The organism is Arthrobacter sp. MYb221, assembly GCF_002979835.1.
Classification (GTDB): Bacteria; Actinomycetota; Actinomycetes; order Actinomycetales; family Micrococcaceae; genus Glutamicibacter.
The window spans coordinates 102,911-125,866 of sequence record NZ_PCPW01000008.1; the positions used below are offsets into that span (position 1 = coordinate 102,911).

Genomic DNA, 22,956 nt, shown 5'->3' on the forward strand with positions numbered 1-22,956 from the left:
CGGCTTAGCGCCACGCGGCCGCAGGCCGTGCCGGCATCCTCGGACGAGCAACTGTGATGGATCGTGAAGTCGGCGCGGAAATAACTCGTGACGCGCGCGACATCGGCGGTAGCATGGCAAAGTACCGTTTTTGAAGGAGCCGAGCATGCAACTACGCCCAACGCTGGCGTTAGCCGGACTTCTTGTTCTGGCATTAAGCTCATGCGCAGCTAATGGCGGGATGGAAAACGCCGCACAGCCGCAGACCCAAATCAACATTTCGGCAGCAACCTCATTGCATGAGCCCTTCGAACAGTTGGCTCAGGAATTCCGGGAGCAGCACCCCGAAATTCTGCTCTCCGACATTAGCTACGACGGCTCCTCAACGCTTGCGACGCAGATCCTCGCCGGAGCGCCAACAGATGTTTTTGCCTCCGCAGATGAACCCAACATGGACGCGGTCCAAGAAGCCGGCTTGGCGACCACCGCGAGCATCTTCGCTACCAACACGCTGGTGATTGCCGTTCCCCATGGGAACCCGGGCAATATCAATGAGCTGGCGGACCTGGCAAAAGGCACCACGGTGCTCTGCGCTCCCGAAGTGCCTTGTGGCTCCGCGGCCAAGAAATTGCTAGATCTTGCCGGCGTGCAGGTTGAAGCTGCAAGCCTGGAACAGAACGTAGGCACCGTACTGGTCAAGGTTGCCACCGGGGAAGCTGACGCGGGGCTGGTATACCGCACGGAAATTGCCAATGAGCCGACCGTGGAAAGCATTATTCCTCCCGACGCTCACAAGGTCGTCAACTCGTATCCCATCTCGGTAGTCGACAATGCCAGCGATGACGAACAGGAAGTTGCCAAGCGCGAGGCTGCCGAAGTGTTCGTGGACTATGTCCTGAGCGAGCATGGTCAACAGGTGATGAGCGAATACGGCTTCGGAAGCCCGTCGACCTCCGCACAGCTGAAGACCGAGCAGAAATGACCGCCCAAGTAGATGTCGGCACCCGGGCGCCGAGCCTGGTATTGCTGCCCGCCGTATTGGCTGTGGCCTTGCTCGTATTGCCCCTGATGGCATTGCTGACGCAGGCCTCCTGGAGCACCTTGTGGGCGGATGTGACCAGCCCCCAGGCCTTGCAGGCCCTTGGCCTGTCGCTGCGCACCGGGCTGCTGGCTACGGTGCTGTGCACGCTGCTCGGAGTGCCACTGGCACTGCTCATTGCCCGCAGCTCCCCGCACGTTGCGCAGGTTCTCCGTGCATTGGTGGCGGTGCCCCTAGTGCTCCCGCCTATGGTCGGCGGAGTCGCGCTGCTGTTGCTCTTCGGCCGGACTAGCGGCATTGGACAGCTGCTGGAACAGCTCTGGGGGTTCACTCTCCCGTTTTCCACCGCCGCGGTGGTGATGGCGCAAATGTTTGTCGGACTGCCTTTTCTGGTGCTCACCGTCGAAGGGACCCTGCGTACCAGCGGCGCAGCCTATGAGCAGACCGCGGCCACGCTTGGTGCCGGACGCTGGATGGTGCTGACCCGAATTAGCCTGCCCTTGGCCGCACCGGGGTTGCTCGCCGGGATGATCCTCTGCTTCGCCAGGGCTCTGGGCGAGTTTGGGGCTACCGCGCTTTTCGCAGGCAATGCGCCGGGACGCACCCAGACCATGCCACTGGCAATCTATACGGCTTTTAATGGGGCAGGCGCCGGACGAGAATCAGCTGTGGCGCTTTCGTTGTTGTTGCTCGCGGCCGCGGTACTGGTCCTGGTTTGCCTGCGGGCGTGGCGTCCGGGGGCGTTGAAATGACCACCGGGCTTCAGGCAGCAATCCGTGTGACGCGACCAAGCTTCGAAATCGACGTGCAACTGGATCTTGAACCCCGGAAGATCCTCGCGTTGATGGGCCCCAACGGAGCTGGCAAGTCCACGATTGTGCATGCAATAGCTGGAATTCAGCACCTTACAGCCGGGCAGATTTCCCTGAACGGTACGGTGCTCTCCGGTCCCGGTGTGCACCTGCCGCCACACCGCCGAGCGATCGGACTGCTCGGGCAGCAGCCCAGGCTCTTCCCGCATTTTGACGCCGCGGAGAATATCGCCTTCGCTGCCCGCGCGGCTGGCCTAAGCAAACGCGCCGCCCAGCAGGTGGCGCACGACTGGCTTGAACGCTTGGGGCTCATGGCATTCGCGACGCAACGACCCGCCGCGCTTTCCGGTGGACAGCAGCAGCGTGTCGCGCTGGCTCGTGCCTTGGCCGCAGGACCGAAATTGCTGCTGGTTGATGAGCCGTTCTCCGCACTTGATGTCCAAGCGGCGGTGGAGATGCGCGAGCTGGTCCGTGAAGAACTCTCCCGTACCGGAACCACTGCGGTTGTCGTCTCGCATTCGGGGGCGGATGCGCTGGCCCTGGCAGAGCGATTATTGGTAATCGAACGCGGCGTGGTCGTTCAACAGGGGCATACGCGGCAAGTGCTTGCGGAACCCGCTACGGAGTTTGTGCGGGCCGTGGCCAATAGCGTTCCGGCGGGCTACGAGAGCGAACCGGAGAAGAGATGTTCCCCTTAGCCATGAAGCCAATGATTGCTTCGTCTGGCACCTTTCGAATATTTCTTGTTTCCGGGACTCAACAACTTTTGAAGGCAATGAAGGATGAGGAGCGATGGGGATAAGCCCTGCAGAACATCTGGCGTGGATTCTTGACCGAGTCACTCCGGTAGCCACCAGCACGGTTGGCCTAGCCGAGGCGCGCGGAACGGTGCTTGCCGAGGATGTGTTCGCCGCTCACCCGCTGCCGCTGTGGGAGAACTCGGCCATGGACGGCTACGCGGTGCGCAGCTGCGATACGTCGAACGCTAGCGAGCAGCAGCCGATAGCGTTGAGCGTTGTGGGCGAAGTAGCCGCGGGAAGTTCCTGGGATGCGCCGCTGGAGCCGGGCCAGGCGGTGCGCATTATGACCGGTGCTCCCATCCCCACCCGCGCCGACGCGGTAGTGCGCGTCGAATCGACCATTGGCGATCAAGGCGAGAGCACCTGGGCCGATGACCTCGTGCGCGTATTCAAACCGGTTCAGCCCGGCCAAGAGATCCGCGCCCGGGGAGAAGACCTGGCCCGAGGCGCATTGGTGGCCCGCGCCGGAGACCAGCTGACCGCGGTGCGCCTATCGGCATTGGCCGCGGCCGGAATAGCCAAGGTGCTGGTTCGGCGAGCGCCGCGTGTTGCGGTGCTGGTCACCGGTGCCGAACTGCGGCCCCTCGGTGCTCAGCTGACTCGCGGTCAGATCCCGGAATCAAACTCCTTGCTCATTGGCGGGCTGCTGGCCGAGGCGGGCATCATCGAGGTCAGCGTGCAGCATTGCCCCGATGAGGTAGCCGAGGTGAGCGAAAGGCTGGCCGAACTGGGTTCGAGCTACGACGTCATCGTGAGCACCGGCGGGGTGGGCCCGGGCACACGGGACGTGATGCGGTTGGCGCTGGCAGATGAGGCAGAAGTTCGTGCCGTGAGGTTGGATGCCCGTCCCGGACAGCCGCAATGCACCGGGCGTTTGGCCGCCGGTGCGTTTGTCTTCGCGCTGCCGGGCAATCCGGTCAGCGCGGCGGTCGGCTTTGAACTGTTCGTAATCCCGGCGCTGCGTGCCATGCAGGGCCACGAGACATCCGAGCGTCCGAGATTGACCGCTACCGCCGGGATTGGATGGCGTGGATTCACCGGGAAGCTGCAAGTGCTCCCGGTTGAATTTGAATACGGGCAGTCTTTGCGCTGCTATCCGGTGGTGCACTCCAAGCGGGTGTCGCATTCCGTCGGTGGTTTCGGCGCTGCCCAAGGGTACGCCTTGGTCGAACCTGAACGCGGGGACATCGCCGAAGGCGACAGCGTGCAAGTAATACGGATGCTTCCATGATGGCCGCCGACGCTTTGATTCTTGCCGGTGGCCGTGGGTCCCGGCTCGGTGGCCTGGATAAGGCCGAACTGCTCCTTGGCGGGCAGCGGCTGGTGGATCGCGTGGTGCGCGCTTGCCGGGAAGCGGTCAATGGCCAGGTGATCGTTGTGGGTCCCGAATCCGCTGGAACCCAAGCGGACGTGGTGCTGCGCGAAGAACCGGCATTCGCCGGACCGTTAGCCGCAGTTGCGGTGGGGCTTCGCGCGGTGACGGCTGACTGGGTAGTGGTTCTGTCTTGCGACCTGGAATATCCGGCCGCGGTCTGCGAGGCGCTTTCCGCGGCCATCGATGCTTCTGGGACGGATGGCGTGGTGCTGGTAGACGACAACGAGCGGACCCAGTGGCTTGCGGGTTGCTACCGCACCGAGCCGTTGCGCGAAGCCTGCGAGGCGCTGGGCGATGGCGTCGTCAATGCACCGGTCAGGCGGGCCTTCAACAACCTTCGGCTGAGCAGGGCCAATATTTCGGTGGAGAAATCGGCGGATATTGATACCCCCGAAGCCCTGGAAGAAGCCCGCCTGCGGCAAAAGGATTCAAGTAAATCGACGAAGCCAACTAAGTCTTAGCGAGCAAAGGAAAATAATCATGGCACAGCATCTCCCACCCGAGGCACTCATTCCGTGGCTGGAGGCCGCGGCCGAGGAACTCGGCTTGGACGCCAACGAGGTATCTATAGGCACGCTGCTCGACGTGGCCAAACACGTTGCCCACGACGTCGCAAGGCCAGCGGCCCCATTGAGCACTTTTCTCTTGGGCTTGGCTCTTGGCCGCGCGGAACCGGGCACCGAGCTGTCGGCGCTCGCCGAGAAGCTCAACGCACGGGCCGCGCGCTGGGCGGCCGAGCAGGAATAATCCCGCGTTGCTGGAGTTCCATCGCGTGCCTCAGCTCAACGCGTTGTAGCCACCCAATGGCAAGGTAGGCATCACCGGCTTCAGCGGACTAAGCATTGCCGTGTACCGCCTCCGGGCGCACAATCGGGAGATGACTAAATATCTGATCTCGTTTCCGAGCCGGGCCATGGTGGTTGCGGACGAAGAGTTGCCGCGTGTCGCCGCCGATGCCCGTGCGGTGATTTCCGAGGCCAAAGCGGCAGGCGTCTATGTCTTCGGTGGTGGCATCGAGGAACGCGTCGATCCGGTACTGGTATCGGCAGATGGTTCGGTGAGTGACGAAATCTATTCGGGCTCGGAGCTCAAAGGCGGATTTACCGTGCTGGAGGTGCCCACCCGCGCGGAAGCGCTGGGTTGGGCTCGAAAGATCGCGGTGGCCTGCCGGTGTGCGCAAGAGCTGCGCGAATTCGCCTATGACTCGGCGAGCTAGCCCCGCACCACTGTAGACTCGTGACTTATGGCAATCGGCGCGACAATACAAACTTTCGAAGTCCAACTGGCTGATGTGGATCGCGGTGTTTACGAAGATCTCTCATTGCGTGTGGCACAGCAAGCCTCGGAGACCGACGCCTATCTGGTGACCCGGGTTCTCGCCTACTGCCTCGAAGCGGAGGAAGGCATTGCATTTTCTGCCGGAGGGGTATCCACAGGGGAGGAACCGGCGGTGCTGGTCAAGGACCTCACCGGAAGCATCTTGGCCTGGATTGAGGTAGGCGCCCCGGATGCCCAGCGCCTTCACCAAGGCAGCAAACGCGCGGAGCGTGCCGCCATGTACACGCACCGCGAACCGGCGAAGCTATTGGCCTCGTGGAAGGGCAAGACCATCTACCAAGCCGATGAAATTGTTGTCCGTTCCTTTGACCCGGGCTTCATCGATTTGGCGGCCAAGGCCCTCACCAGACGCAACACCATGTCGGTTTCGGTGACCGAGGGGCAGATCTATCTCGAACTCAACGGCAGCAATTTTGAGACGCAAATTCACGAGCATCACATCGAGTAGCGACCGCAGAAGGTAAAGCACGCCTCCAGCGTAAATATCATTCTTGACCGAATGAATTGGCCTGCAAAGGCATCCGGCATGGCAATCGAACTCCAGCCCAATCCAAAGACCGATTGCCTCCGTTTTATAGAATATTAGCCCGCGGATTCAAGAGGAAGAGGCTATGGCCGTGCGACCTCGATCGCTATATCGCGGGCCCCTCATCTTCCATATCTTTGACTCTGGTTTTCCTTTTTTACGCCCCGGACCCCGTGGCGAGGTTTGCCGACCATGAGTCCAGCAGTGAGCGCAGTTGCTCCGGCTGCACATCGCTGACCTTCGCCTCGCTCATCGCAAGCCCGAAGGCAGCCCAAGGCAAGTTGGCGTTCTCGGTGCGCACCATGGCGCTGTGTTCATCGAGCGGCCGGATCTCGAACCACCGGCCGATGCGCGGTGCCAGCTCCTCGGCGCTGGCATGCACTCGCGCGCTGATCTGTTGCTGTCCGGATCCGCGCAGCCCTTCGCGGACAAACTGGGCTGCATCGCCGCCGGGAATCTCCCGCGGCGCAAAGCGCAGTGCCCGCGCCACGGCGTTCTCGGCTCGATCCACCCGAAAGCTGCGCCAATCCGCGCGATCCAGGTCATAGGCCACCAGATAGTAGCGGTTGCCCACATTGACCAGTTTGGCCGGTTCCACCCGCCTTGAACTGGCGATTCCCTTAGCGTCGCGGTAGTCGAAGGCCACCCGTTCGCGGTCGCGGCATCCCTGGGCGAACACCACCAGCACCTGGGGGTCCACCGGTTCTGGAACAGAGTGCTGCGAGTTCAGTGGGACGGTGCTGGCAGCCAATGCCTGGGCCCGCTGCCGTAACCTGGCCGGCAGCACCGGGACGACCTTGGACAGGGCGCGCAATGCGGCTTCGGCTACCGCGGAAGAACCGCCATGCACGGTAGATTGCAGGCCAATGACTAGCGCCACGGCTTCCTCATCGTCGAGTACCAACGGGGGCAGGGCAGCGCCGGAAGCCAGCTGGTAGCCGCCACCCACCCCGCGGTCAGCCTGCACCGGGTAGCCGAGGTCGCGCAGCCGGTCGATATCCCGGCGCACGGTGCGCAAACTGACTTCCAGTCGCTCGGCCAACTCGTCGCCGGACCAGTAGCGGTGGGTCTGCAACAAGGAGATTAAACGCAAGAATCTGGTGCTGGTACTCATGTAACCAGTCTGCCTTGATTTAGGACAAAAACTGACACTTATTGCTTTTACGCTTGTAGATATCAGCTGGAAATACCGGCTGAAGCCGATGCCAGGAGGCAACAATGAGCACCATGGCCACCACCGAAACCACCCTGAGCGGGGAACGCGCCGACCTATTCCAGGCGTTGGCCAACGCCCGGCACTTCCTGCGCTTCACCGTCCGCGGACTCAGTGATTCACAGGCTGCACAGCGCACCACGGACAGCGAACTGACCCCGGGCGGCCTAATCAAACATGTGACCGCAGTGGAAAAGCAGTGGCAGGAATTCATCGTCAAGGGCCGGGCCGCCATGGCCTGGGACGGGGCAGACTTCAGCAAGATGCCACCCGAAGCAATGGAAGCTTTCCAGAACGAATTCCGCATGTCGCCCGATGAGAGCTTGGATGAGCTGCTGGAAAACTATGCGCGGGTCGCAGCCCGCACCGATGACCTGCTGGCAGAGGTAGACATGGACACCGTCCACGAATTGCCCCAGGCGCCATGGTTTGTCGATACCCATTGGACGGTGCGCCGCACATTGCTGCACATCATCGCAGAAACCACCCAACATGCCGGGCATGCCGACATCATCCGCGAATCCTTGGACGGACAAAAAACAATGGGCTAACCGCCGAAGCCGTTTGCGTCCCGACATTGGCGGCAAAGAAGGATGGGTTCATCGGGTTGATCTGCGAACGTGCATTGCAAGCAACCTTAGAGAGTTCCGCATTACCCAGCCTCGAATGTTGCCTTGCCAGCCTTCGCGAACTAGCTACTGGCAAAGAAAAACCCCGAGAATTCAATGATTCTCGGGGTTTTCGCTGGCGGTGACGGTGGGATTTGAACCCACGGTACGGGGTTACCGTACACAACATTTCGAGTGTTGCACCTTCGGCCGCTCGGACACGTCACCAGACCTGATAACTCTATAACGAACCTTTCGAGAACACCAAAACGAACGAGGCGAAAAGCGCGGTTAGTGGCTCGAAACACATATGCGTGCTTGGTCAGCCGCGTTTGGATCGGAAGAACTCGCGCAGCAGGTCCGCGCACTCTTTTTCCTTGACCCGTGGGTATACCTCGACCCAGTGGTTCAATCGGGGTTCGCGGACGATGTCGAAGACCGAGCCGCAGGCTCCGGCCTTCTCATCCCATGCGCCAAACACCAGCCGGGGGATGCGCGAAAGCACGATGGCTCCGGCGCACATGGCGCAGGGCTCGAGCGTGACGACCAGCGTGCAGTCTTCTAATCGCCATCCGTCGGCGTTGCCGTCTGCCTGTAGTTTTTTGACTGCGTTGCGGATGGCCACGACTTCGGCGTGAGCCGTCGGGTCAAAGTTTGCTTCGCGCTCGTTGCGTCCGGTAGCCAGCGGCTTGCCTTCGGGGGAGATGATGACCGCCCCGATCGGGACATCATCGGTGTCCAATGCGGCTCGGGCCTCTGCGAGGGCGAGGTCCATCCAAGTCTCGTGTTCGTGCGCCATAGTGCCTTTACCTTACGTGTTTTAGCGTCGTCGGCGCATGCGCTTGGGGACTAGCTCTCCTCAAAACACCGATAGGCCCTGGCCGTGGGGACCGCAATCCCGCTGATTCCTGTTTAGTTGGGCACATCAAGGAGTTTTTCCGCCGGAATTTCGCGCTTTTATCTCGTTTGCTTCATTGGTGGGCTGATAGATTTCTACTTATGCGCGTACAGGTAGTCGACCACCCATTGGTGGCACATAAGGTTTCAGTTCTTCGAGACAAAGATACTCCGTCCCCGATCTTCCGCCAGCTGACCGACGAACTGGTCACCCTGCTGGCCTACGAAGCAACCCGCGAGGTGCGCACCGAAGAAGTCGAGGTAGTCACCCCGGTAGCCACCACCACCGGAATCACCTTCGCCAAGCCAACCCCTTTGGTGGTGCCGATCCTGCGTGCGGGCCTGGGCATGCTTGAAGGCATGACCCGACTGGTGCCCACCGCCGAGGTCGGCTTCCTGGGCATGGCTCGCAACGAAGAGACCCTGGACATCATCACCTACGCCGACCGCGTGCCGAACGACCTGTCCGGTCGCCAGGTTTTCGTGCTGGATCCGATGCTGGCCACCGGCGGCACCCTGGCCGAGGCGATCAAGTTCATCTTCGAGCGCGGCGCCGAATCGGTGACCTGCATCTGCCTGATCGCGGCCCCGGAAGGCGTGGAGCGCTTGAAGGAAATTCATGGTGCCGACGAGCGCGTTCACATCGTGCTAGCCGCGATGGACGAACGACTGGACGAGAAGTCCTACATCATCCCCGGGCTCGGAGATGCCGGCGACCGTCTGTACGGCGTCACCCCACCGATCGTCTAGGCGCTCGTCGCTTAGCCTGCGGTTTCGCCGCTGGCGGGCTTTTCGCCCGCCAGCGGCAAGCGCACCTCGAAGAGCGTATGGCCGGGCTCTGAAGTCACCGAAATGGTGCCCCGGTGTGCTTCGACAATGCTCTTGGCAATGGGCAGCCCGAGTCCGGTAGTACCGTCCATTCCGGAGCGGGCCTTGTCGGCGCGGGTGAATCTTTCGAAGACCTTGGGCAGGAACTCCTCGGAGATCCCCTCTCCGGTGTCCTGCACCTGCAGCACCGCCTCGCCGCTTTCGAGATCTTGCCCCACGCTGACGGTTACGGAGTTGCCGGCCGAGGTGTGCTTGCGTGCATTGGCCAGCAAGTTGGTAATCACTCGGCGCAGGGAGGACGAATCGGCATTGACTGTGGTCCCCGGTGCCTGGCAGGCGAATTCCCAGAGATGGTCATCCGCGGTGGCCTTGAAATCTTCGGTGATATCTGAAGTTAATGCACATAGATCCAGCGGCTTCATGGTGAACGAGGTCTCCTCGTCCAGCCGGGCCAAGAGCAGCAGATTTTCCACCAGTGAACCCATGCGATTGCTTTGCTGCAGTACTCGATCCACCGAGCGCCTGCCATCGGGGGAGAAATGCTCGGTTGCCGACAGCAATTCGGTGTAGCCGCGAATTGCCGATAGTGGAGTGCGCAACTCATGCGAAGCATCCGCCACGAATTGACGCATCTGGTCCTGAGATTTTTCACGTGCGGTCAGCGCGGTAGATACGTTGTCTAGCATGGCGTTCAGGGCGCGTCCCACATTGCCAACTTCGGTGCCTGGAACGGCATCCTCGGAAGCGACTCGCTGGGTCAGCTCGACCTTGCCCGATTCAAGTTCTTCGGCGGCTACCGAGGAAGCCACCGCCGCGACGCGTTTGAGCGGGGCGAAGGAACGGCTAATGAGCCAGGTTCCCACCAGACCGGTGCCGATCACCAGGCTGATCGCGATGAACAGCGTCAGCCACGCCATTTCGAGCAGCGTTTGATCCGTGGAATCCAGCGGCAAGCCAACAATCAGCACGCCTCCGGAGCCAGGATCTGGAACCGCCGAGAGCAGATAGTCGCCCACGGACAACGAGCGGCGTACGGGTTCTGCATTGACCTCGATGGTCACCAGGTGGATGGCGTCATCCTGGGAGAGCATGACTCGTTCGCCATGCTGGTCAAGCACGTCTCCGGAGAAAACATAGCGATCCACGAAGCGCGCGGTGAGGGTGCCCGCGGCCTGTCCGGGCGCATAGAGGCGTTGATCCGGACGGGCTAGACCCACCGAGTAGCTACTGGCTCGTTCCACCGAGGCCTTGAGCTGTTCGTCCAGCTGGTCCATGAGCGTCTGGCGCATGCCGGCATTGTAGAGCAGCCCGAGCAAGACGCAGACTGCGGTCAGCGAGCCCAGGAGGATCATCAGCAGTTTGCGCTGCAGCGCGAGTGGTGAACTTGGCCTGAGGCCGGTGGGAAATGAACTCATGCAGCGGGCTTGAGGACGTAGCCCACACCACGCACCGTGTGGATCATTGATTCGGCGTCGACATCGATCTTTTTGCGCAGGTAAGAGATGTAGAGCTCCACAATATTTGCTTGGCCGTCGAAGTCGTAATGCCAGACGTTATCGAGGATTTGCGACTTGGAGACCACCCGGCGGGCGTTGTTCATCAGGTAGCTGAGCAGATCAAACTCTGTTGCGGTCAACGAGATCGAGCGTCCGGCGCGGGAGACGTCGTGTGAATCCAGATTCAGCACCAGATCGCCAACTACGAGTTCTGCGGAGTCCGCGGTAGAGGCACCGGAGCGTTCAACTAGACGGTGCAGGCGAATGAGTACTTCTTCAAGGCTGAACGGTTTCGCCACGTAATCATCGGCGCCGGCGCCCAAACCTTCGATCCGGTCCTCGACCGCATCCTTCGCGGTGAGAAATAGTACGGGGACTTCTGGCAGATAACTGCGAACCTTGCGCAGTACCTCGGGGCCGTCAAAGCCTGGGAGCATCCAGTCCAGAACCAGAACATCCGGGGAGAGCGAGCGCGCGGTGGCTACGGCTTCCGGTCCGTCGTGGGCCATCGTTGCTTCCCAGCCAAGCATGCGAGTACCCATGGCCACCAGTTCCGCCAATGATGGTTCATCATCGACGACTAGGACCTTGATGGGTGTGCCATCTGGATGGGTCAGCCGGGGTAATTGCGCGGGAGAAAAACGTGAATCGCTCATGTTAACCAGCTTCTCCTATTGTCATTGGGCTACTTTATGATTCAGCTGTGCAACAGCTATGTCTGTATGTCGAGTTTATGCGGGAATATTCCGTTCGGGTAGCGGTTAATTTGGTCAAATGCCGCAATGCACGAATGTTTGACCTATGGACTACCCATGAACCTGAATGAATATTCATGACTGTGAATGGTATGGTCATTCTGCATATTTTGGCGGTTGACATTGATCATTCCGATTAGTTAAGCGCTTAGATACCCGATAATTGCCCAAAGTGTCCTCCATCACTTTTGGACAGATCTGTCTCACATGCTGAACAGTGGTGACCTTTGTTACTTGCAAGTTTCGAATGTTACGGGGAATACTTGGTGTGTGAGTACGGCGCAGATCAACAACAGCAATCAGGGTAGAGGCCCTGAGGGTACGCTTGCGTGCTGTTGTCGAATGCTCGGCGTCGGTGAAATTGGATCGATCGGCTGAAGTAATAAGCGATTGAGTCCAAGTGCACCGACGGGAAACCCAACTGCTGTTCGTGAAAGAAGGTCGCGGGCGGCGCAAGCAAAACCCGAAGCATTAACGCCAAATCACTTGGCCTTCGCACGAAAAGGAAGTCATCATGTCGGCTGGATCCGGATACGTACACGTTTCAATTCGCAACGCTCAGAATCGAGCGGCGGCGGCACAGCGCGCCGCTGCTGGTAGCGGAAGCTATGCTCCGGCCGGCTATCGCCCGCTGCGTGCGGTCAACAACGTTCATGAAACGCGTGAACCGATGACTCAAACTATCGCCACACCAGTGCAGTCCTCTGGCACGCCTAGCGCGGACACCAGCGCTCGTGGTTTCGTGCTGTATGTCGGTTTGGATGAAGCTGCTGCCCAGGCTCAGGGAACCTCGCTGGGAAAGCTGGCAACCCAGGTTCGCGCATTCCTGGCGACCTTGTCACCGCAGGCGCAGACCCATGCCGCAGTAGCGCTGGCGCCAACCAGCGCGCAAGGCGAGCCAATTGACGTCGTGCGCCAGGCGCTGGGCGATCCCACCCTGTCACGCCGCCCGCGTGCCGAAGCGCGTCCAAGTGCGCCACGCCCATCCGGCGTGCTGATCGATCTGTCCCGCCGGGAGGTTTACCTCGATGGTGAAACGCTGAACCTGACCTTCAAGGAATTCGAACTGCTGAATTTCTTGGTGGAGAACGGCACCCGCACCGTGGGCCGTGAAGAATTGCTGGAGAACCTGTGGCGCAATGCCGAGGAGATCCCGAATGAGCGAACCATCGACGTGCACATCCGCCGCTTGCGCTCGAAGCTGGGTCGCCTGGCTAACACCGTGCGCACCGTGCGTGGACAGGGCTACCGCTTCTACGAGCACCCAGAGGTAGTCGTCTGGGCCGCTCCGGAGTACTCAATCTAAGTAGAACGTTTTTTCGCTGAGGCGAGCAAACCACCCTGGTTTGTTCGCCTCAGTTTTTTAAGTTCCGCGCGTCTAAGCTTGGACTATGAATACTATGCAGCGCCGTCGGCTGATTCTCATGCGCCATGGAAAGTCTGACTACCCGCTGGGAGTGAGCGATCATGACCGCCCGCTGGCCGCTCGCGGCAACCGCGAAGCCCCGGCCGCCGGTGCCTGGCTGGTGGAGAATGATCTGATACCGGATTACATCATCTGCTCCGACGCGTTGCGCGCTAGGGCAACCTGCGCCTGGGTGCTCTCGGAGCTCGGCGAAAAAGGTCCAACTCCGTACGTCGACTCGCGCGTATACGGCGCAGGGGCCACCGCCTTATGCTCAATTATCAACGAGGTCCCTGATACTGTCTCCACCTTGCTGGTCATCGGGCACCAGCCGACGCTCCAGGACCTCGCGCTGCGTCTGGCCTCGGCGCAATCCGATGAGGAAGCAGTCTACGAACTGGCGATGAACTATCCGACGTTGGGCACCACGGTGCTGGAAACAGACCATTCCTACTCTCATTTGGATGCGCGTGATGCGCGGGTCACACATTTCATTGCCCCGCGGCCTGAATGAGAAGATTCTCATGAGGAATTTTTAAAGACCCTTGTCAGTCTCGTAATACGAGCTGTGTTGGCTTTATGAGGCGTTCATGAGAACGCCCTCATCATTTTCTTCCCAAGGCCTCAGGATTGATTCATCTTCGGTTCATCTTCGCTCGCTTGACTGATATTCATCGAGCCAAACGGCCGACTGAAGATGACGGTTTTCCGCTCCACGGGAACCGAAGTGAGAAAGGCCGAAGCCATGGGCATCATTGCAGAGATCATCCCGAACGAGAGCACCGAAACCTACACCATCAAAGAAGCTCGGATTGCGATCGATGCCCTCCGAGCCAGCACCATCAAGGCGGCCTACACCACGCGCTTTGTCGCAGCCGAACTCTCCCGCAATCCACAGGACTTTCAGATTGTCTCCAGCTCGGGCATGGCTCCGCGCTCGGGTGATGTGGTGATCGCCAAGGTTTCCGTGCTGGGCAAGCACAAGGGCCTGCAGTCGCCGCACGCGCGCCGCCAAAAACTCTTTGTCGGCCAGGAAATAATGGTGGCCTACGGCCACCGCTACGCACCGGACCAGTTCCTTTCCCACGTACCGACGGATCTTGGGCCATGCGAGCTGGTTGCCGGTGGCGGGCTAGCCTCACGCGTGGAGCAACAGCACGCCTCGATTGACAAGGCCACCGAGATTGAGCCGGTCGGTCTACTGACGCGTGGCGGCAAGGTCGTCACGCTCAGCGATTTCGCTCCGCTGAGCGTCCAGAACCCCTCGGTTAACGTCACCTCCCGCATCGCGGGTAAGCGTCCACCGGTGATCGCGGTGCTCGGAACATCGATGAACTCCGGAAAATCCACCACCCTCGGTTGCCTGGTCAACGGGTTGAGCAACGCTGGACTGCGGGTCGCCGCAGGCAAAGCGACCGGAACAGGCGCGGGGAACGACCCGAACCTGTTCACCGACGCCGGCGCTTTCAGCGTCTGCGACTTCACCGACTTCGGCTACCCCACCACCTACCGGTTGGACTATGAAACCGTTCGCGAACTGCTGGTCTCGATGATCAATGAGCAGAGTGCCTCCGGCGCCGATGCGGTCATCATCGAGATCGCCGACGGCTTGTTCCAGGGCGAGACCTCACGACTGCTCCGGGACCCGGTATTCAAGGAACACGTAGACCGTGTGCTGTTCAGCGCCCAGGATGCGCTCGGCGCGAATGCGGGAGAAAAAATTCTCCTGGACGCAGGGCTCGACCTCGCCGCGGTTTCCGGGGTGCTCACCGCTTCCCCGCTGGCGGCCTCGGAAGCGCGAGCCCACATGGACACCGAAATTATCGACACCTATGACCTGTGCGACCCACAGGTGGCCAGCGCCCTGCTGCCGACCCGCTAGGAGGCCCAATGACCGGCTCGCAGCCAGTAGACCCACCCGCCAAGGAACCTTCGCTCCCGGCGTTGCTGGCGCCGGGGCGACGCGGGCTGTTGGCTGCCCTGCTGGCGCTGGCACTGGGTGTCGGGGTGCTGTCCATCGCCATCGCTTGGCAGGTAGGCCAGCTAGCTTCGGCCTTCAGCCTCGGGGCACTGTCCTGGGTCATCGTCCTGTCCCTGGCATTTTTCTGTGCGAAGTTTATCGAACGAGTGCTGGCCGAAAGGCTTGGCCAGCACTATGTGGCTCAGCTGCGCGGATCATTGATATCGCATGCCCTCAAGGCTCGCCGGGGACCCTCGGTGGGGATCACCGTGGCGCGTTCAAGCAATGACCTGTCCTCCATCCGCAATTGGGTCACCCAGGGAATTGTGCCGTTGATCGCGGGCATCCCGCTGATCGTTTTCGCCGCGCTCGGCTTGGGAGCCCTGCACCCACTGCTGGCCGCGGCGCTGGTACTTCCGGTCCTGCTGGAAGTTGGGTTGCTCGCGTTCTTGGCCCGAGGGGCCTTGCGCACCGCACGAGTGCTGCGCAGGCACCGGGGGAATCTTGCGGCACGGATCGCCGACACGGTCACCGCGGCCACCACCATCGCCGCGGGCGGAGGCGTGCGCCGCGAGGTCGAGCGAGTCGACCGAAGCTCGCAGAAAGTCGTTCAGGCCGCCGTGGATCGCGCAAAGTATGCCGGCGCCTTGCGGGCCGGATCGCTGACGGTGCCGTTGTTGGGCACCGCGCTGGTGGTGGCTGCCGGCTCCTGGGCGGGCCTTGGCGCGGGGACCTTGGCCAGCGCCTTGACGTTGATGGGGATCTGCGCAGGGACCATGGGCGAATGGGGGCGCATCGTTGAGTACCGGCAAAACTATCGAGCCGGCCGACGGATTATTGCTCCGCTGCTGCACGCAGAGAAATCCTGGAGCATCGCGGAGCAGAAAATGATCTCCACCCGAGAGGTGAAGGACCTGAACCGCAAAGAAATCACCGTGCGGATCCGTCCCACGGCACCGGGCTTGGAGAACTGGCCGGTGCTTCGAGCGCACGCAGGGCAACGGATCCAGGTGGTGGGGCCCGGGGCAGAATCCGGAGCACTGCTCGAATCTTTGGCCACCGGCAGGATCACCGCCCACGGCGATTCGCTCGGCGGGTTGTGGATCGCCGAGGGACGCAGCGAGGACCTTCCGGCTACCGAACGACGTAAGCTGATAGGCGCAGCGTTGAGTTCCATGGTTCCCGAACGCGGCACCATCATCCGTGCGCTGACCTACCGGCATCCGGGGTCTTCGGTGAAACGCGCGCTGCGCGTGGCCGCCGACTGCGGGCTAGAGCTCGGCCCGCTCCCCGCCGCGGAGCGCACCATGTTGCGTCGTGGGGGAGAACCTCTGGACTCCGCACAGCGCGCCTGCCTGATCATGGCACGCGCCCTGCTGAGACAGCCGCCGGTATTGATCCTCGACCCGGTGCTCAACCGCCTGCCGAGCGCCGCCCGCGAAGCGGTGATTCGAAAACTCAACGAATATCCCGGAGTGGTGATTTTCCAAGGAGAAATTCCGGGGCTCGAAGCAACCGGCACGTGGCAGGCACCGCTGCGCGTCGGAGCCCATGCCGAGAACCCGGCCCCGCTGGAAGACGCGGAGTAGCCAAGCCGAGGATGCTCGCCTAGGACGCCACATGCTGGTGGGTGGCAAGCAAACCGTCAACGCTGTACAGCACCGCGTTGAGGGTGGCTTCGCGATCGGCCACGTTGTCCGAAACGGTGCGCATACGTGCGGAGAACAAGGCCGCGCCGAAGATCGCCGTCGCGGCTGGCTGCTTTTCCTCGGGAGCCAGGATGACCAGGCGATCCAAGACTTCAATGAGGGTCGAGGTGACCCGTGAATACACCGGGGTAATCTGGTCGCCCCAGTCGCTTTCGGGGCGCAGCTGTTCGCTGATCCAGATTTGCGCGAATGACGGGTATTTCTCGACGAATTCAACGGCGATAGTGGCCATTGCCCGCAAAGCCTCGCGGGGGTCGGGCTTTGCCGCGGCCTGATCCAGCTCGGCGACCAGCATATCGGCACCGAATTCCAGAACCTGGCCGATCATCTCGTCCTTGGAACCAAAGTTGTAATACACGGTCCCCTTGGAGACCCCTGCCATTTGCGCGATCTCGTCCACCGACACGGCGTTGGGGCCACGGGCGCCGAGCAGCTGCATCGAGGCCGCGAATAGGCGCTTCTTGGAGGCGGTGGCCCGCACGCGGGGCCGCCCGCTAGGTGGTGTGGTCATACCGTCAGCTCCGGTTGTAGCGTCTTCAACGTCCAGGTCTTGTGCTTGCGCACCGCTAGGAAGCTCAACAGCAGACCCAGCAGCGTGTAACCGATGACCGGGAGGATGGTGGCGCCGAGCATTCCCAAGTCTGCACCATACATCACATGTCGCAACGCCACCACGACATTGCTCATCGGCAGAACCTGGTGCAATACCTGCAATGGTGCCGGCAACGTTTCCCAAGGGAACGTGCCGCCAGCGGTCACCAGTTGCAGGACCATCAGCAATAGCACCACAAACTTACCTGCAGCACCCAGCAAGGCGCAGATTCCCTGGATCAATGCGCTGAAGCACAGCGCGGCGAGAAGGAACAAGCCCAAGGTCAACCATGGGTGTGCGGGTTCCAACCCGACGGCGAACACCACCACCGCGTAGAGCGCGGTGCACTGGATGAGCGAAATGAAAGCAAAGGGAAGCCATGCGCCCAACGCGATCTTCCAGCTGCTGCCGTTGGAAGCCAACGCACGGTTATTGACCGGGCGCATCACCTGGGTGAGGATGAACGTGCCAATCCAGGTAGCGAGGGTCATGAAGAACGGTGCGAGCCCCGCACCATAGGCGCTGGCCTCGGATTGCGCATGGGAGTTCACCCGCAGCGGGTCACCGATGACGTCGGCTAATTGCGCCGAGGTTGGCGAGTCGGGGTTTGGCACCTGGCCCACACCGCTGTCCAGGCCCTCGGATAGATCGCCCGAGCCGTCTTGCAATTCGCTTGCGCCATCGCCGAGCTCGCTGACTCCTTGGTCCAGCGTGATAAGTGAATCGTGCAAGGTGGTGGTTCCGGCGGCCAGGTCCTTGGCCCCGGCATCGAGCTTGGTGCTGCCTTGGGCCGCGTCTTCGGTACCTGCTAGTGCGGATTTCTGGCCTTCTGCCAGGGTGGAGCTTCCCGAAGCGAGCTTTGCGGCACCGTCGGAGAGTTTGCTGCCTCCATTCGCGGCGGATGAGATGCCATCGGCAAGAGCGGGAACGGCATCGTTGAGCTTGCCGGTGCCTTGGGCCAGGGTGTGCAGTCCGGAAGCCAGTTGCTTATTGCCGTCGGCAACCTGTTCGGAGCCATCGGCGAGTTTATCCAGGTCGTTTTGCGCCGCGGTGAGTTTCACGTTGACGTCTTTGACCTTGGAGTTCAACTGCTGGGTGACCGTGGAATTCTCCACGGTGGATTGCAGCTGAGCGCCGATCTGGTCGGCCTGCGACTGGGTGAGCGTCCCGGATTCGACCTGCCGCGCAAGGAACGCGTTGGTGTTTTGCTGCACCTGGTCCAGCCGGGATTCGGCATCCGCCTGCAGATCCCGGATGACCGCAATTGCCTCGTCGGCCGTGGCGCTGAGCTCGGCGTTTCCATTGGCTACCTGACGCGATCCGGCGGCTAGTTGATCTGCCGAGGCAGCGGCCTGCTGGGCTCCGTCGTTGAGCTTGGAAACCGAGCTGGGCAGGGGGGCCGTCTTTGACTCCAGGGTGTCTAGCCCGCTGCTGAGCGTTTTCGCTCCGGAATTGAGTTCGGCGCTGCCACTGGCCAAATCATCTGTGCCAGCTACGAGCTTGCCTTGCCCGTCAACGAGTTTCTTGAGGCCGCCGGATAGCTGGCCGGTGCCGTCTTGCAGGGTTTGTGCGCCAGCGTCAAGTTCGGCGCTGCCGGTCACGAGCTGCGTGGTGCCGTCTTGGAGGGTGAGGACCCCATCCGAAAGAGAAATCGTGCCGTCGTAGAGTTTCTTCGCGCCATCGGCCGCCTCGTCCATCGAATCGTGGATGTCGACAAAGCCGGCAATCATCCCTTCGGCGGTTTCGGTGCCGACTTCTTTGGAAACCGAATCACGCACTTCATTGGCCAGGGTCTTTGCGAAATTGCCAGCCATGAAATTATTGGCGTCATTGGTGGTTAGCTCCAGATTCGCCGCATTCGCGCTTTTCAGCTCCGCCGGGGAAGTCAACGAGGCGGAAAAGTCTTTCGGAATGGTCATCGCGAATGCGTAGTCACCGTGCGCAACTCCGTCCAAGGCGGCTTCTTGCGAGTCGACTACCTCCCAGCCGAAGGTGGAGTCTTCGAGCAGGGAATCAACAACTTCGTCGCCGACATTTGTGGCTTCACCCTCGCGTTCGGCGCCTTCATCGAGGTTCACCAGAGCTGTTTTGACGCCATCCAGATTCGACTGCGGATCCCAATTGCCATAGAGGTAGAGGGCTCCGTAGAGCAGCGGTACGCAGGTGACCGCGATCAGTGCCAGCTTTGGCAAGGTTCCACGGGTCATGCGCTTGAGCTCGGAGAGAGCTAGGCCCAGAGTCGTCATGAGTTAGTCCTTAGTCGTGGGTGGTTCAAGTGGAAGCTCGGCTTCCTGGGAAGGCAGAGCTACTCGCGCTTCGGCGGCCACGGTTTCCCCCTCCGGGGCTTGGCCTTGCTCGGCCGGAGCTTCGTCGGAAGAGGGTTCGTTCGAAGTATCTTCCGCCGGGTCTGCCGCCGGCAGTTCCGCCATCTCGGTGTTGGGTTCAGGGTGCTGCGCGAGCGGCGCCCGGCTAGTTTCCGTGTTTTCAGCCTCCGACCCGGTAGCGGAATCGTGCACCGGTAGTGCTGAATCCAGCTGTGGAACTTCGTCGGTAAATGAAGCGTTTTCTGGCATGTCTTGGGTTTGCCCGATGAAGGCCACCGGCCCATCCCAGCAATCTGGAATGCGTGAGACCACGGCAATAACCGCGAGGTTCCGGCGAGTTCGGGTAAACCGCTCGAGGGTTTCCAACCAGCTGGTTTCTTCGATGCCATGGCGGTCGGGGGAGTCGAAGACCAGGGCATCAACGTCATGGTTCTCTAATGCCAAGCGCGTGAGCAAGTTGATGCGAGTCAGCGCATCGACCGCGTCGATCCAGCTGCTGGCGATGTCTTCGAAACCATGCCGAGCCAACCATTTCTTGCTCCGGGCGCGGCGCCAAAGGGGTGCAGGCACCAAGGAGAGGTCTTCGCTGACGACATCGCGAACCTTCAGATGGGCCTCTGGTTCATTGATCTGGGGTGCGTCGAGTAGCGCGCTGTGTGAGCGTATTTCCTTGAGTCGTGAAGCGCCATCCCAACTCAACTCACCTGCGCTGGGCTTCATGCGGCCGGAGAGCATCAACGCGGTGGCGGTGCGCGCGCTCTGCGAGTCTGCGACGACGAGCAGCAGCGAACCGCGGTTGGCTGTCAGCGAGGTGGCATCGACAAGTTGGCTGTGGCGCCCTTGGAAGCTCATTGAATTAGCAATTAACACACTTCCACACTAATTGAACTGACCGGTCAGTTCAATTAGTGTGCTAGTTTCTTTGCTCACCTCTGGACGTGACGTGGCTCATGGACTTGGATAGTTCATGGACCAACAACCGGTCGCTGTTTATAGATTCACCAAGAGTTCATAACTGGCTGATTGAATCGTTTGCGGGTCGACCGCGCGCTACCGCGCTGCGGTACTTACAACGAATTAGGACTATCCATGAAGAAGCGCGCTACAACAGCGTTCGCGGCTACCTGTTTGGGTGCCGCGCTGGTGACCGGAACGATGGCTCCAGCCTCCGCCGTCGAGCCCGAAGTCGAGCTGACGTCCATCGAAGAAATCCAGGGCACCGAAGATGCTACCGGCATGGCTGGCCAGCAGGTCAGCGTCCGAGGAGTAGTAACCGGCGCCTACCCCGAAGGCGGCATTCGCGGTTTCTATGTGCAAACTGCAGGCTCGGGAAGCGAAATTTCCCCGGCCGGAAGCTCTGCAATCTTCGTATATTCTCCCGGTGGCGTGGGCAAGGTAGCCGTAGGTGATCACGTTCAGGTCTCCGGCGAGGTCAGCGAATACTACGGCATGACCCAAATCAGTGCCTCGGACCAAGCGGTCGAGGTGCTGGTCGAACCAGCCGAAGCCATCAAGCCTTTGGCCATCGACATCCCGGCAGCCGATGCCGAGCGCGAGCGTTTCGAGGGGATGCTGATCGACCCGCAGGGGCAATGGACCGTGGCCGATAACTACCGGCTGAACCAGTACGGTGAAGTAACCCTTGCCGAGGGAACCAGCTCAATTATCGAGGGCGAGCGCACCTTGCGCCAGGCCACCGACGTCTTCGCTCCTGGAAGCGACGAAGCCCAGGCGCTGGAGGCCGAGAACCAGGCCCGTGAGCTGGTCTTGGATGACGGGGCCACATTGAATTTCCTGGGGGCGAAGGCGAACAAGCTCGTCGAGCTGCCGTATATCTCCGCGGATCAGCATGTCACCGTGGGCAAGCAGGTGAGCTTCACCGGCCCGGTAATCATGGATTACCGCTATGATTTGTGGCGCCTGCAGCCGCAGGGGCAAATTGTCGGTGCCGAGGACCCGGATATCCCGGTGAGTTTTGAACAGGTCACGCAGGATGCCCCGGCAGCCGTCGGCGGCAACGTGAGCGTGGGCAGCTTCAACGTGCTGAACTACTTCACCACCACCGGCGAACAGCTTGATGGGTGCAATTACTATACCGATCGCGAAGGAAACCCGATTTCGGTACGAAGCGGCTGCGATGCTCGCGGTGCGGCCAGCGCTGAAAGCCTCGAGCGCCAGCAGTCCAAGATCGTCACGGCGCTGAACAAATTTGATGCCGACGTGGTCGTGCTGGAGGAAATCGAGAACTCCGCCCGCTTCGCTCAGGACCGCGACGCGGCGCTGAAGATCCTGGTAGCTGCCTTGAATGAGGCGGCAGGGCAGGAGCGTTGGAGCTTCGCGCCAAGCCCCGAAGAACTGCCAGCCGATGAAGACGTCATTCGAACCGCAATGATCTATCAGCGCGACGCGGTCAAGCTGATCGACGAGTCGGTGGTCTTGGACGATGCGGCCTTCGACAACGCGCGTGATCCACTGGCCCAGGCATTCCAGCGCGTGGGCGGCAATTCGAAGACTCGCTTCCTCGTGGTCGCCAACCACTTCAAGTCCAAGGGGTCCGATCCAAAAGACGGTTCGGCCAATGCCGACCAGGGCGACGGCGCCGGAGCATGGAACGCAGCGCGCGTGGAGCAGGCTCACGCGGTAGTGCGTTTCGCCGAAGGGCTGAAGGATTCGCGCAACACCGACAAGGTGCTGCTGGCCGGCGACTTCAACTCCTACTCGGCCGAGGATCCCATCAAGGTGATGACCGATGCCGGCTACGTTAATCTGGGTGCCGAAGCGAGCACTCAAAGCTACCTCTTCGGCGGTCGCACCGGTTCGCTTGACCATGTTCTGGGTTCGGCCGAAATTGCCGACAAGGTCACCGGAGAAACGATTTGGAACATCAATGCCACCGAATCGGTCGCCTTTGAGTACAGTCGCTACAACAACAACGTCGCCCAGCTGTTCTCGCCTGACCAGTTCCGCTCCTCGGATCATGATCCGGTGCTCGTGGGGCTGCAGCTGAACAAGAAGTAGGCCTTGAAAATCCGGCGGGCCCCCTTGGCTCGCCGGATTCTCTTTGCACTGATTTCTTTTCGCGACAGCGTGCCGCCATGTTCTGCAAATCCTAATTTGACCTGTGGGCTTTGCTAGGGCCGATGGCACCATGGAACGTCCGGGGTGACGGGCTCTGGCGGTGGAATGCAAATTCGTTCTTGACATCGCCTCGCAATCGGGCAGAATAATGGAAGATGATTTGTGAGAGCGCTCACACGGGTTCGATTCAAGCGCTTTTATACTTCATGGCACGGATGGAAA

At 61.0% G+C, this 22,956-nt stretch carries 22 protein-coding genes and 1 tRNA gene; 15 read left to right on the forward strand and 8 right to left on the reverse strand.

The window, feature by feature from the left end:
* Nucleotides 1-145: 145 nt before the first annotated feature.
* The 8 genes from modA to CQ015_RS11485 all read left to right on the forward strand — a co-directional run bounded on the left by modA (nucleotide 146) and on the right by CQ015_RS11485 (nucleotide 5,791).
* On the forward strand, nucleotides 146-961 hold the full coding sequence (gene modA / locus CQ015_RS11450) for a molybdate ABC transporter substrate-binding protein (protein WP_105553420.1): 816 nt from the start codon (nucleotides 146-148) through the stop codon (nucleotides 959-961).
* Nucleotides 958-1,770: an ABC transporter permease gene (locus CQ015_RS11455; protein WP_105553419.1), complete on the forward strand. Its 813-nt coding sequence runs from the start codon at nucleotides 958-960 to the stop codon at nucleotides 1,768-1,770. The genes modA and CQ015_RS11455 overlap by 4 nt, the downstream gene beginning before the upstream one ends.
* A complete protein-coding gene (locus CQ015_RS11460; RefSeq protein ID WP_105553418.1) occupies nucleotides 1,767-2,528 on the forward strand; it encodes a sulfate/molybdate ABC transporter ATP-binding protein in 762 nt (253 codons plus the stop codon). The genes CQ015_RS11455 and CQ015_RS11460 overlap by 4 nt, the downstream gene beginning before the upstream one ends.
* 94 nt (nucleotides 2,529-2,622) lie before the next feature.
* Nucleotides 2,623-3,861: a gephyrin-like molybdotransferase Glp gene (gene glp, locus CQ015_RS11465; protein ID WP_105553417.1), complete on the forward strand. Its 1,239-nt coding sequence runs from the start codon at nucleotides 2,623-2,625 to the stop codon at nucleotides 3,859-3,861.
* Nucleotides 3,858-4,466 (forward strand): molybdenum cofactor guanylyltransferase, encoded by a 609-nt coding sequence (locus CQ015_RS11470; RefSeq protein WP_105553416.1) that lies wholly within the window; start codon nucleotides 3,858-3,860, stop codon nucleotides 4,464-4,466. The genes glp and CQ015_RS11470 overlap by 4 nt, the downstream gene beginning before the upstream one ends.
* Before the next feature lie 19 nt (nucleotides 4,467-4,485).
* Nucleotides 4,486-4,752, forward strand: coding sequence for a DUF6457 domain-containing protein (locus CQ015_RS11475; protein ID WP_105553415.1), 267 nt, complete (start codon nucleotides 4,486-4,488; stop codon nucleotides 4,750-4,752).
* A 130-nt stretch (nucleotides 4,753-4,882) separates the two neighbouring features.
* The gene (locus tag CQ015_RS11480; protein ID WP_105553414.1) at nucleotides 4,883-5,221 is read left to right on the forward strand and encodes a YciI family protein; all 339 of its coding nucleotides are present in this window, start codon (nucleotides 4,883-4,885) and stop codon (nucleotides 5,219-5,221) included.
* 27 nt (nucleotides 5,222-5,248) lie between these two features.
* Nucleotides 5,249-5,791, forward strand: a complete 543-nt coding sequence (locus CQ015_RS11485) for a YaeQ family protein (protein WP_105650166.1) — start codon at nucleotides 5,249-5,251, stop codon at nucleotides 5,789-5,791.
* A gap of 235 nt (nucleotides 5,792-6,026) precedes the next feature.
* Here CQ015_RS11485 and CQ015_RS11490 read toward each other — a convergent pair whose 3' ends face one another.
* Nucleotides 6,027-6,983, reverse strand: coding sequence for a YafY family protein (locus CQ015_RS11490; protein ID WP_105553413.1), 957 nt, complete (start codon nucleotides 6,981-6,983; stop codon nucleotides 6,027-6,029).
* Nucleotides 6,984-7,087: 104 nt separating this feature from the next.
* Here CQ015_RS11490 and CQ015_RS11495 point away from each other — a divergent pair, with 104 nt between their 5' ends.
* The gene (locus CQ015_RS11495; RefSeq protein ID WP_219844305.1) at nucleotides 7,088-7,633 is read left to right on the forward strand and encodes a DinB family protein; all 546 of its coding nucleotides are present in this window, start codon (nucleotides 7,088-7,090) and stop codon (nucleotides 7,631-7,633) included.
* Nucleotides 7,634-7,827: 194 nt separating this feature from the next.
* Here CQ015_RS11495 and CQ015_RS11500 read toward each other — a convergent pair.
* A tRNA-Ser gene (locus CQ015_RS11500) sits at nucleotides 7,828-7,918 on the reverse strand.
* Nucleotides 7,919-8,012: 94 nt separating this feature from the next.
* Nucleotides 8,013-8,489 (reverse strand): tRNA adenosine(34) deaminase TadA, encoded by a 477-nt coding sequence (tadA, locus tag CQ015_RS11505; RefSeq protein WP_105650167.1) that lies wholly within the window; start codon nucleotides 8,487-8,489, stop codon nucleotides 8,013-8,015.
* Between the two features lie 200 nt (nucleotides 8,490-8,689).
* Between tadA and upp the strand changes: the two genes are divergently transcribed.
* The gene (gene upp / locus CQ015_RS11510; RefSeq protein ID WP_096285410.1) at nucleotides 8,690-9,337 is read left to right on the forward strand and encodes a uracil phosphoribosyltransferase; all 648 of its coding nucleotides are present in this window, start codon (nucleotides 8,690-8,692) and stop codon (nucleotides 9,335-9,337) included.
* An 11-nt stretch (nucleotides 9,338-9,348) separates the two neighbouring features.
* Here the strand turns inward: upp and CQ015_RS11515 are convergent, their stop codons facing one another.
* Nucleotides 9,349-10,830, reverse strand: a complete 1,482-nt coding sequence (locus tag CQ015_RS11515; protein ID WP_105553411.1) for a cell wall metabolism sensor histidine kinase WalK — start codon at nucleotides 10,828-10,830, stop codon at nucleotides 9,349-9,351.
* Nucleotides 10,827-11,567 carry a response regulator transcription factor gene (locus tag CQ015_RS11520; RefSeq protein ID WP_096285408.1) on the reverse strand — a complete coding sequence of 247 codons (741 nt, stop codon included), beginning with the start codon at nucleotides 11,565-11,567 and terminating at the stop codon, nucleotides 10,827-10,829. Before CQ015_RS11520 ends, CQ015_RS11515 begins: the two co-directional genes overlap by 4 nt.
* A 613-nt stretch (nucleotides 11,568-12,180) precedes the next feature.
* On the opposite strand from CQ015_RS11520, the gene CQ015_RS11525 reads away from it, so the two are divergent.
* The 4 genes from CQ015_RS11525 to CQ015_RS11540 all read left to right on the forward strand — a co-directional run bounded on the left by CQ015_RS11525 (nucleotide 12,181) and on the right by CQ015_RS11540 (nucleotide 16,620).
* On the forward strand, nucleotides 12,181-12,972 hold the full coding sequence (locus CQ015_RS11525; RefSeq protein ID WP_105553410.1) for a winged helix-turn-helix domain-containing protein: 792 nt from the start codon (nucleotides 12,181-12,183) through the stop codon (nucleotides 12,970-12,972).
* Between the two features lie 85 nt (nucleotides 12,973-13,057).
* Nucleotides 13,058-13,585 carry a histidine phosphatase family protein gene (locus tag CQ015_RS11530; protein WP_105553409.1) on the forward strand — a complete coding sequence of 176 codons (528 nt, stop codon included), beginning with the start codon at nucleotides 13,058-13,060 and terminating at the stop codon, nucleotides 13,583-13,585.
* A gap of 213 nt (nucleotides 13,586-13,798) precedes the next feature.
* The gene (locus CQ015_RS11535) at nucleotides 13,799-14,953 is read left to right on the forward strand and encodes a DUF1611 domain-containing protein (RefSeq protein ID WP_258138333.1); all 1,155 of its coding nucleotides are present in this window, start codon (nucleotides 13,799-13,801) and stop codon (nucleotides 14,951-14,953) included.
* Nucleotides 14,954-14,961: 8 nt separating this feature from the next.
* Nucleotides 14,962-16,620: an ABC transporter ATP-binding protein/permease gene (locus CQ015_RS11540; protein WP_105553408.1), complete on the forward strand. Its 1,659-nt coding sequence runs from the start codon at nucleotides 14,962-14,964 to the stop codon at nucleotides 16,618-16,620.
* 19 nt (nucleotides 16,621-16,639) lie between these two features.
* Here the strand turns inward: CQ015_RS11540 and CQ015_RS11545 are convergent, their stop codons facing one another.
* The 3 genes from CQ015_RS11545 to CQ015_RS11555 are packed head-to-tail and all read right to left on the reverse strand — an operon-like array spanning nucleotide 16,640 to nucleotide 20,526.
* On the reverse strand, nucleotides 16,640-17,251 hold the full coding sequence (locus CQ015_RS11545; protein ID WP_105553407.1) for a TetR/AcrR family transcriptional regulator: 612 nt from the start codon (nucleotides 17,249-17,251) through the stop codon (nucleotides 16,640-16,642).
* Nucleotides 17,248-19,578: a YhgE/Pip domain-containing protein gene (locus CQ015_RS11550; protein ID WP_105650169.1), complete on the reverse strand. Its 2,331-nt coding sequence runs from the start codon at nucleotides 19,576-19,578 to the stop codon at nucleotides 17,248-17,250. Before CQ015_RS11550 ends, CQ015_RS11545 begins: the two co-directional genes overlap by 4 nt.
* Nucleotides 19,579-19,581: 3 nt before the next feature.
* Nucleotides 19,582-20,526: an ABC transporter ATP-binding protein gene (locus CQ015_RS11555; RefSeq protein WP_146114051.1), complete on the reverse strand. Its 945-nt coding sequence runs from the start codon at nucleotides 20,524-20,526 to the stop codon at nucleotides 19,582-19,584.
* Nucleotides 20,527-20,745: 219 nt separating this feature from the next.
* On the opposite strand from CQ015_RS11555, the gene CQ015_RS11560 reads away from it, so the two are divergent.
* On the forward strand, nucleotides 20,746-22,674 hold the full coding sequence (locus CQ015_RS11560) for an ExeM/NucH family extracellular endonuclease (protein WP_105650171.1): 1,929 nt from the start codon (nucleotides 20,746-20,748) through the stop codon (nucleotides 22,672-22,674).
* The last annotated feature ends 282 nt before the right edge of the window (nucleotides 22,675-22,956 follow it).

Bases quoted from the DNA above. Each gene is read 5' to 3' on its own strand.
- CQ015_RS11455 (WP_105553419.1), top strand. From the start codon at position 958: ATGACCGCCCAAGTAGATGTCGGCACCCGGGCGCCGAGCCTGGTATTG.
- CQ015_RS11475 (WP_105553415.1), top strand. From the start codon at position 4,486: ATGGCACAGCATCTCCCACCCGAGGCACTCATTCCGTGGCTGGAGGCC.
- upp (WP_096285410.1), top strand. From the start codon at position 8,690: ATGCGCGTACAGGTAGTCGACCACCCATTGGTGGCACATAAGGTTTCA.
- CQ015_RS11545 (WP_105553407.1), bottom strand. From the start codon at position 17,251: ATGACCACACCACCTAGCGGGCGGCCCCGCGTGCGGGCCACCGCCTCC.
- CQ015_RS11515 (WP_105553411.1), bottom strand. From the start codon at position 10,830: ATGAGTTCATTTCCCACCGGCCTCAGGCCAAGTTCACCACTCGCGCTG.
- CQ015_RS11485 (WP_105650166.1), top strand. From the start codon at position 5,249: ATGGCAATCGGCGCGACAATACAAACTTTCGAAGTCCAACTGGCTGAT.
- CQ015_RS11495 (WP_219844305.1), top strand. From the start codon at position 7,088: ATGAGCACCATGGCCACCACCGAAACCACCCTGAGCGGGGAACGCGCC.
- CQ015_RS11460 (WP_105553418.1), top strand. From the start codon at position 1,767: ATGACCACCGGGCTTCAGGCAGCAATCCGTGTGACGCGACCAAGCTTC.
- tadA (WP_105650167.1), bottom strand. From the start codon at position 8,489: ATGGCGCACGAACACGAGACTTGGATGGACCTCGCCCTCGCAGAGGCC.
- CQ015_RS11550 (WP_105650169.1), bottom strand. From the start codon at position 19,578: ATGACGACTCTGGGCCTAGCTCTCTCCGAGCTCAAGCGCATGACCCGT.
- glp (WP_105553417.1), top strand. From the start codon at position 2,623: ATGGGGATAAGCCCTGCAGAACATCTGGCGTGGATTCTTGACCGAGTC.
- CQ015_RS11490 (WP_105553413.1), bottom strand. From the start codon at position 6,983: ATGAGTACCAGCACCAGATTCTTGCGTTTAATCTCCTTGTTGCAGACC.
- CQ015_RS11540 (WP_105553408.1), top strand. From the start codon at position 14,962: ATGACCGGCTCGCAGCCAGTAGACCCACCCGCCAAGGAACCTTCGCTC.
- CQ015_RS11480 (WP_105553414.1), top strand. From the start codon at position 4,883: ATGACTAAATATCTGATCTCGTTTCCGAGCCGGGCCATGGTGGTTGCG.
- CQ015_RS11520 (WP_096285408.1), bottom strand. From the start codon at position 11,567: ATGAGCGATTCACGTTTTTCTCCCGCGCAATTACCCCGGCTGACCCAT.
- CQ015_RS11530 (WP_105553409.1), top strand. From the start codon at position 13,058: ATGAATACTATGCAGCGCCGTCGGCTGATTCTCATGCGCCATGGAAAG.
- CQ015_RS11560 (WP_105650171.1), top strand. From the start codon at position 20,746: ATGAAGAAGCGCGCTACAACAGCGTTCGCGGCTACCTGTTTGGGTGCC.
- CQ015_RS11470 (WP_105553416.1), top strand. From the start codon at position 3,858: ATGATGGCCGCCGACGCTTTGATTCTTGCCGGTGGCCGTGGGTCCCGG.
- modA (WP_105553420.1), top strand. From the start codon at position 146: ATGCAACTACGCCCAACGCTGGCGTTAGCCGGACTTCTTGTTCTGGCA.
- CQ015_RS11525 (WP_105553410.1), top strand. From the start codon at position 12,181: ATGTCGGCTGGATCCGGATACGTACACGTTTCAATTCGCAACGCTCAG.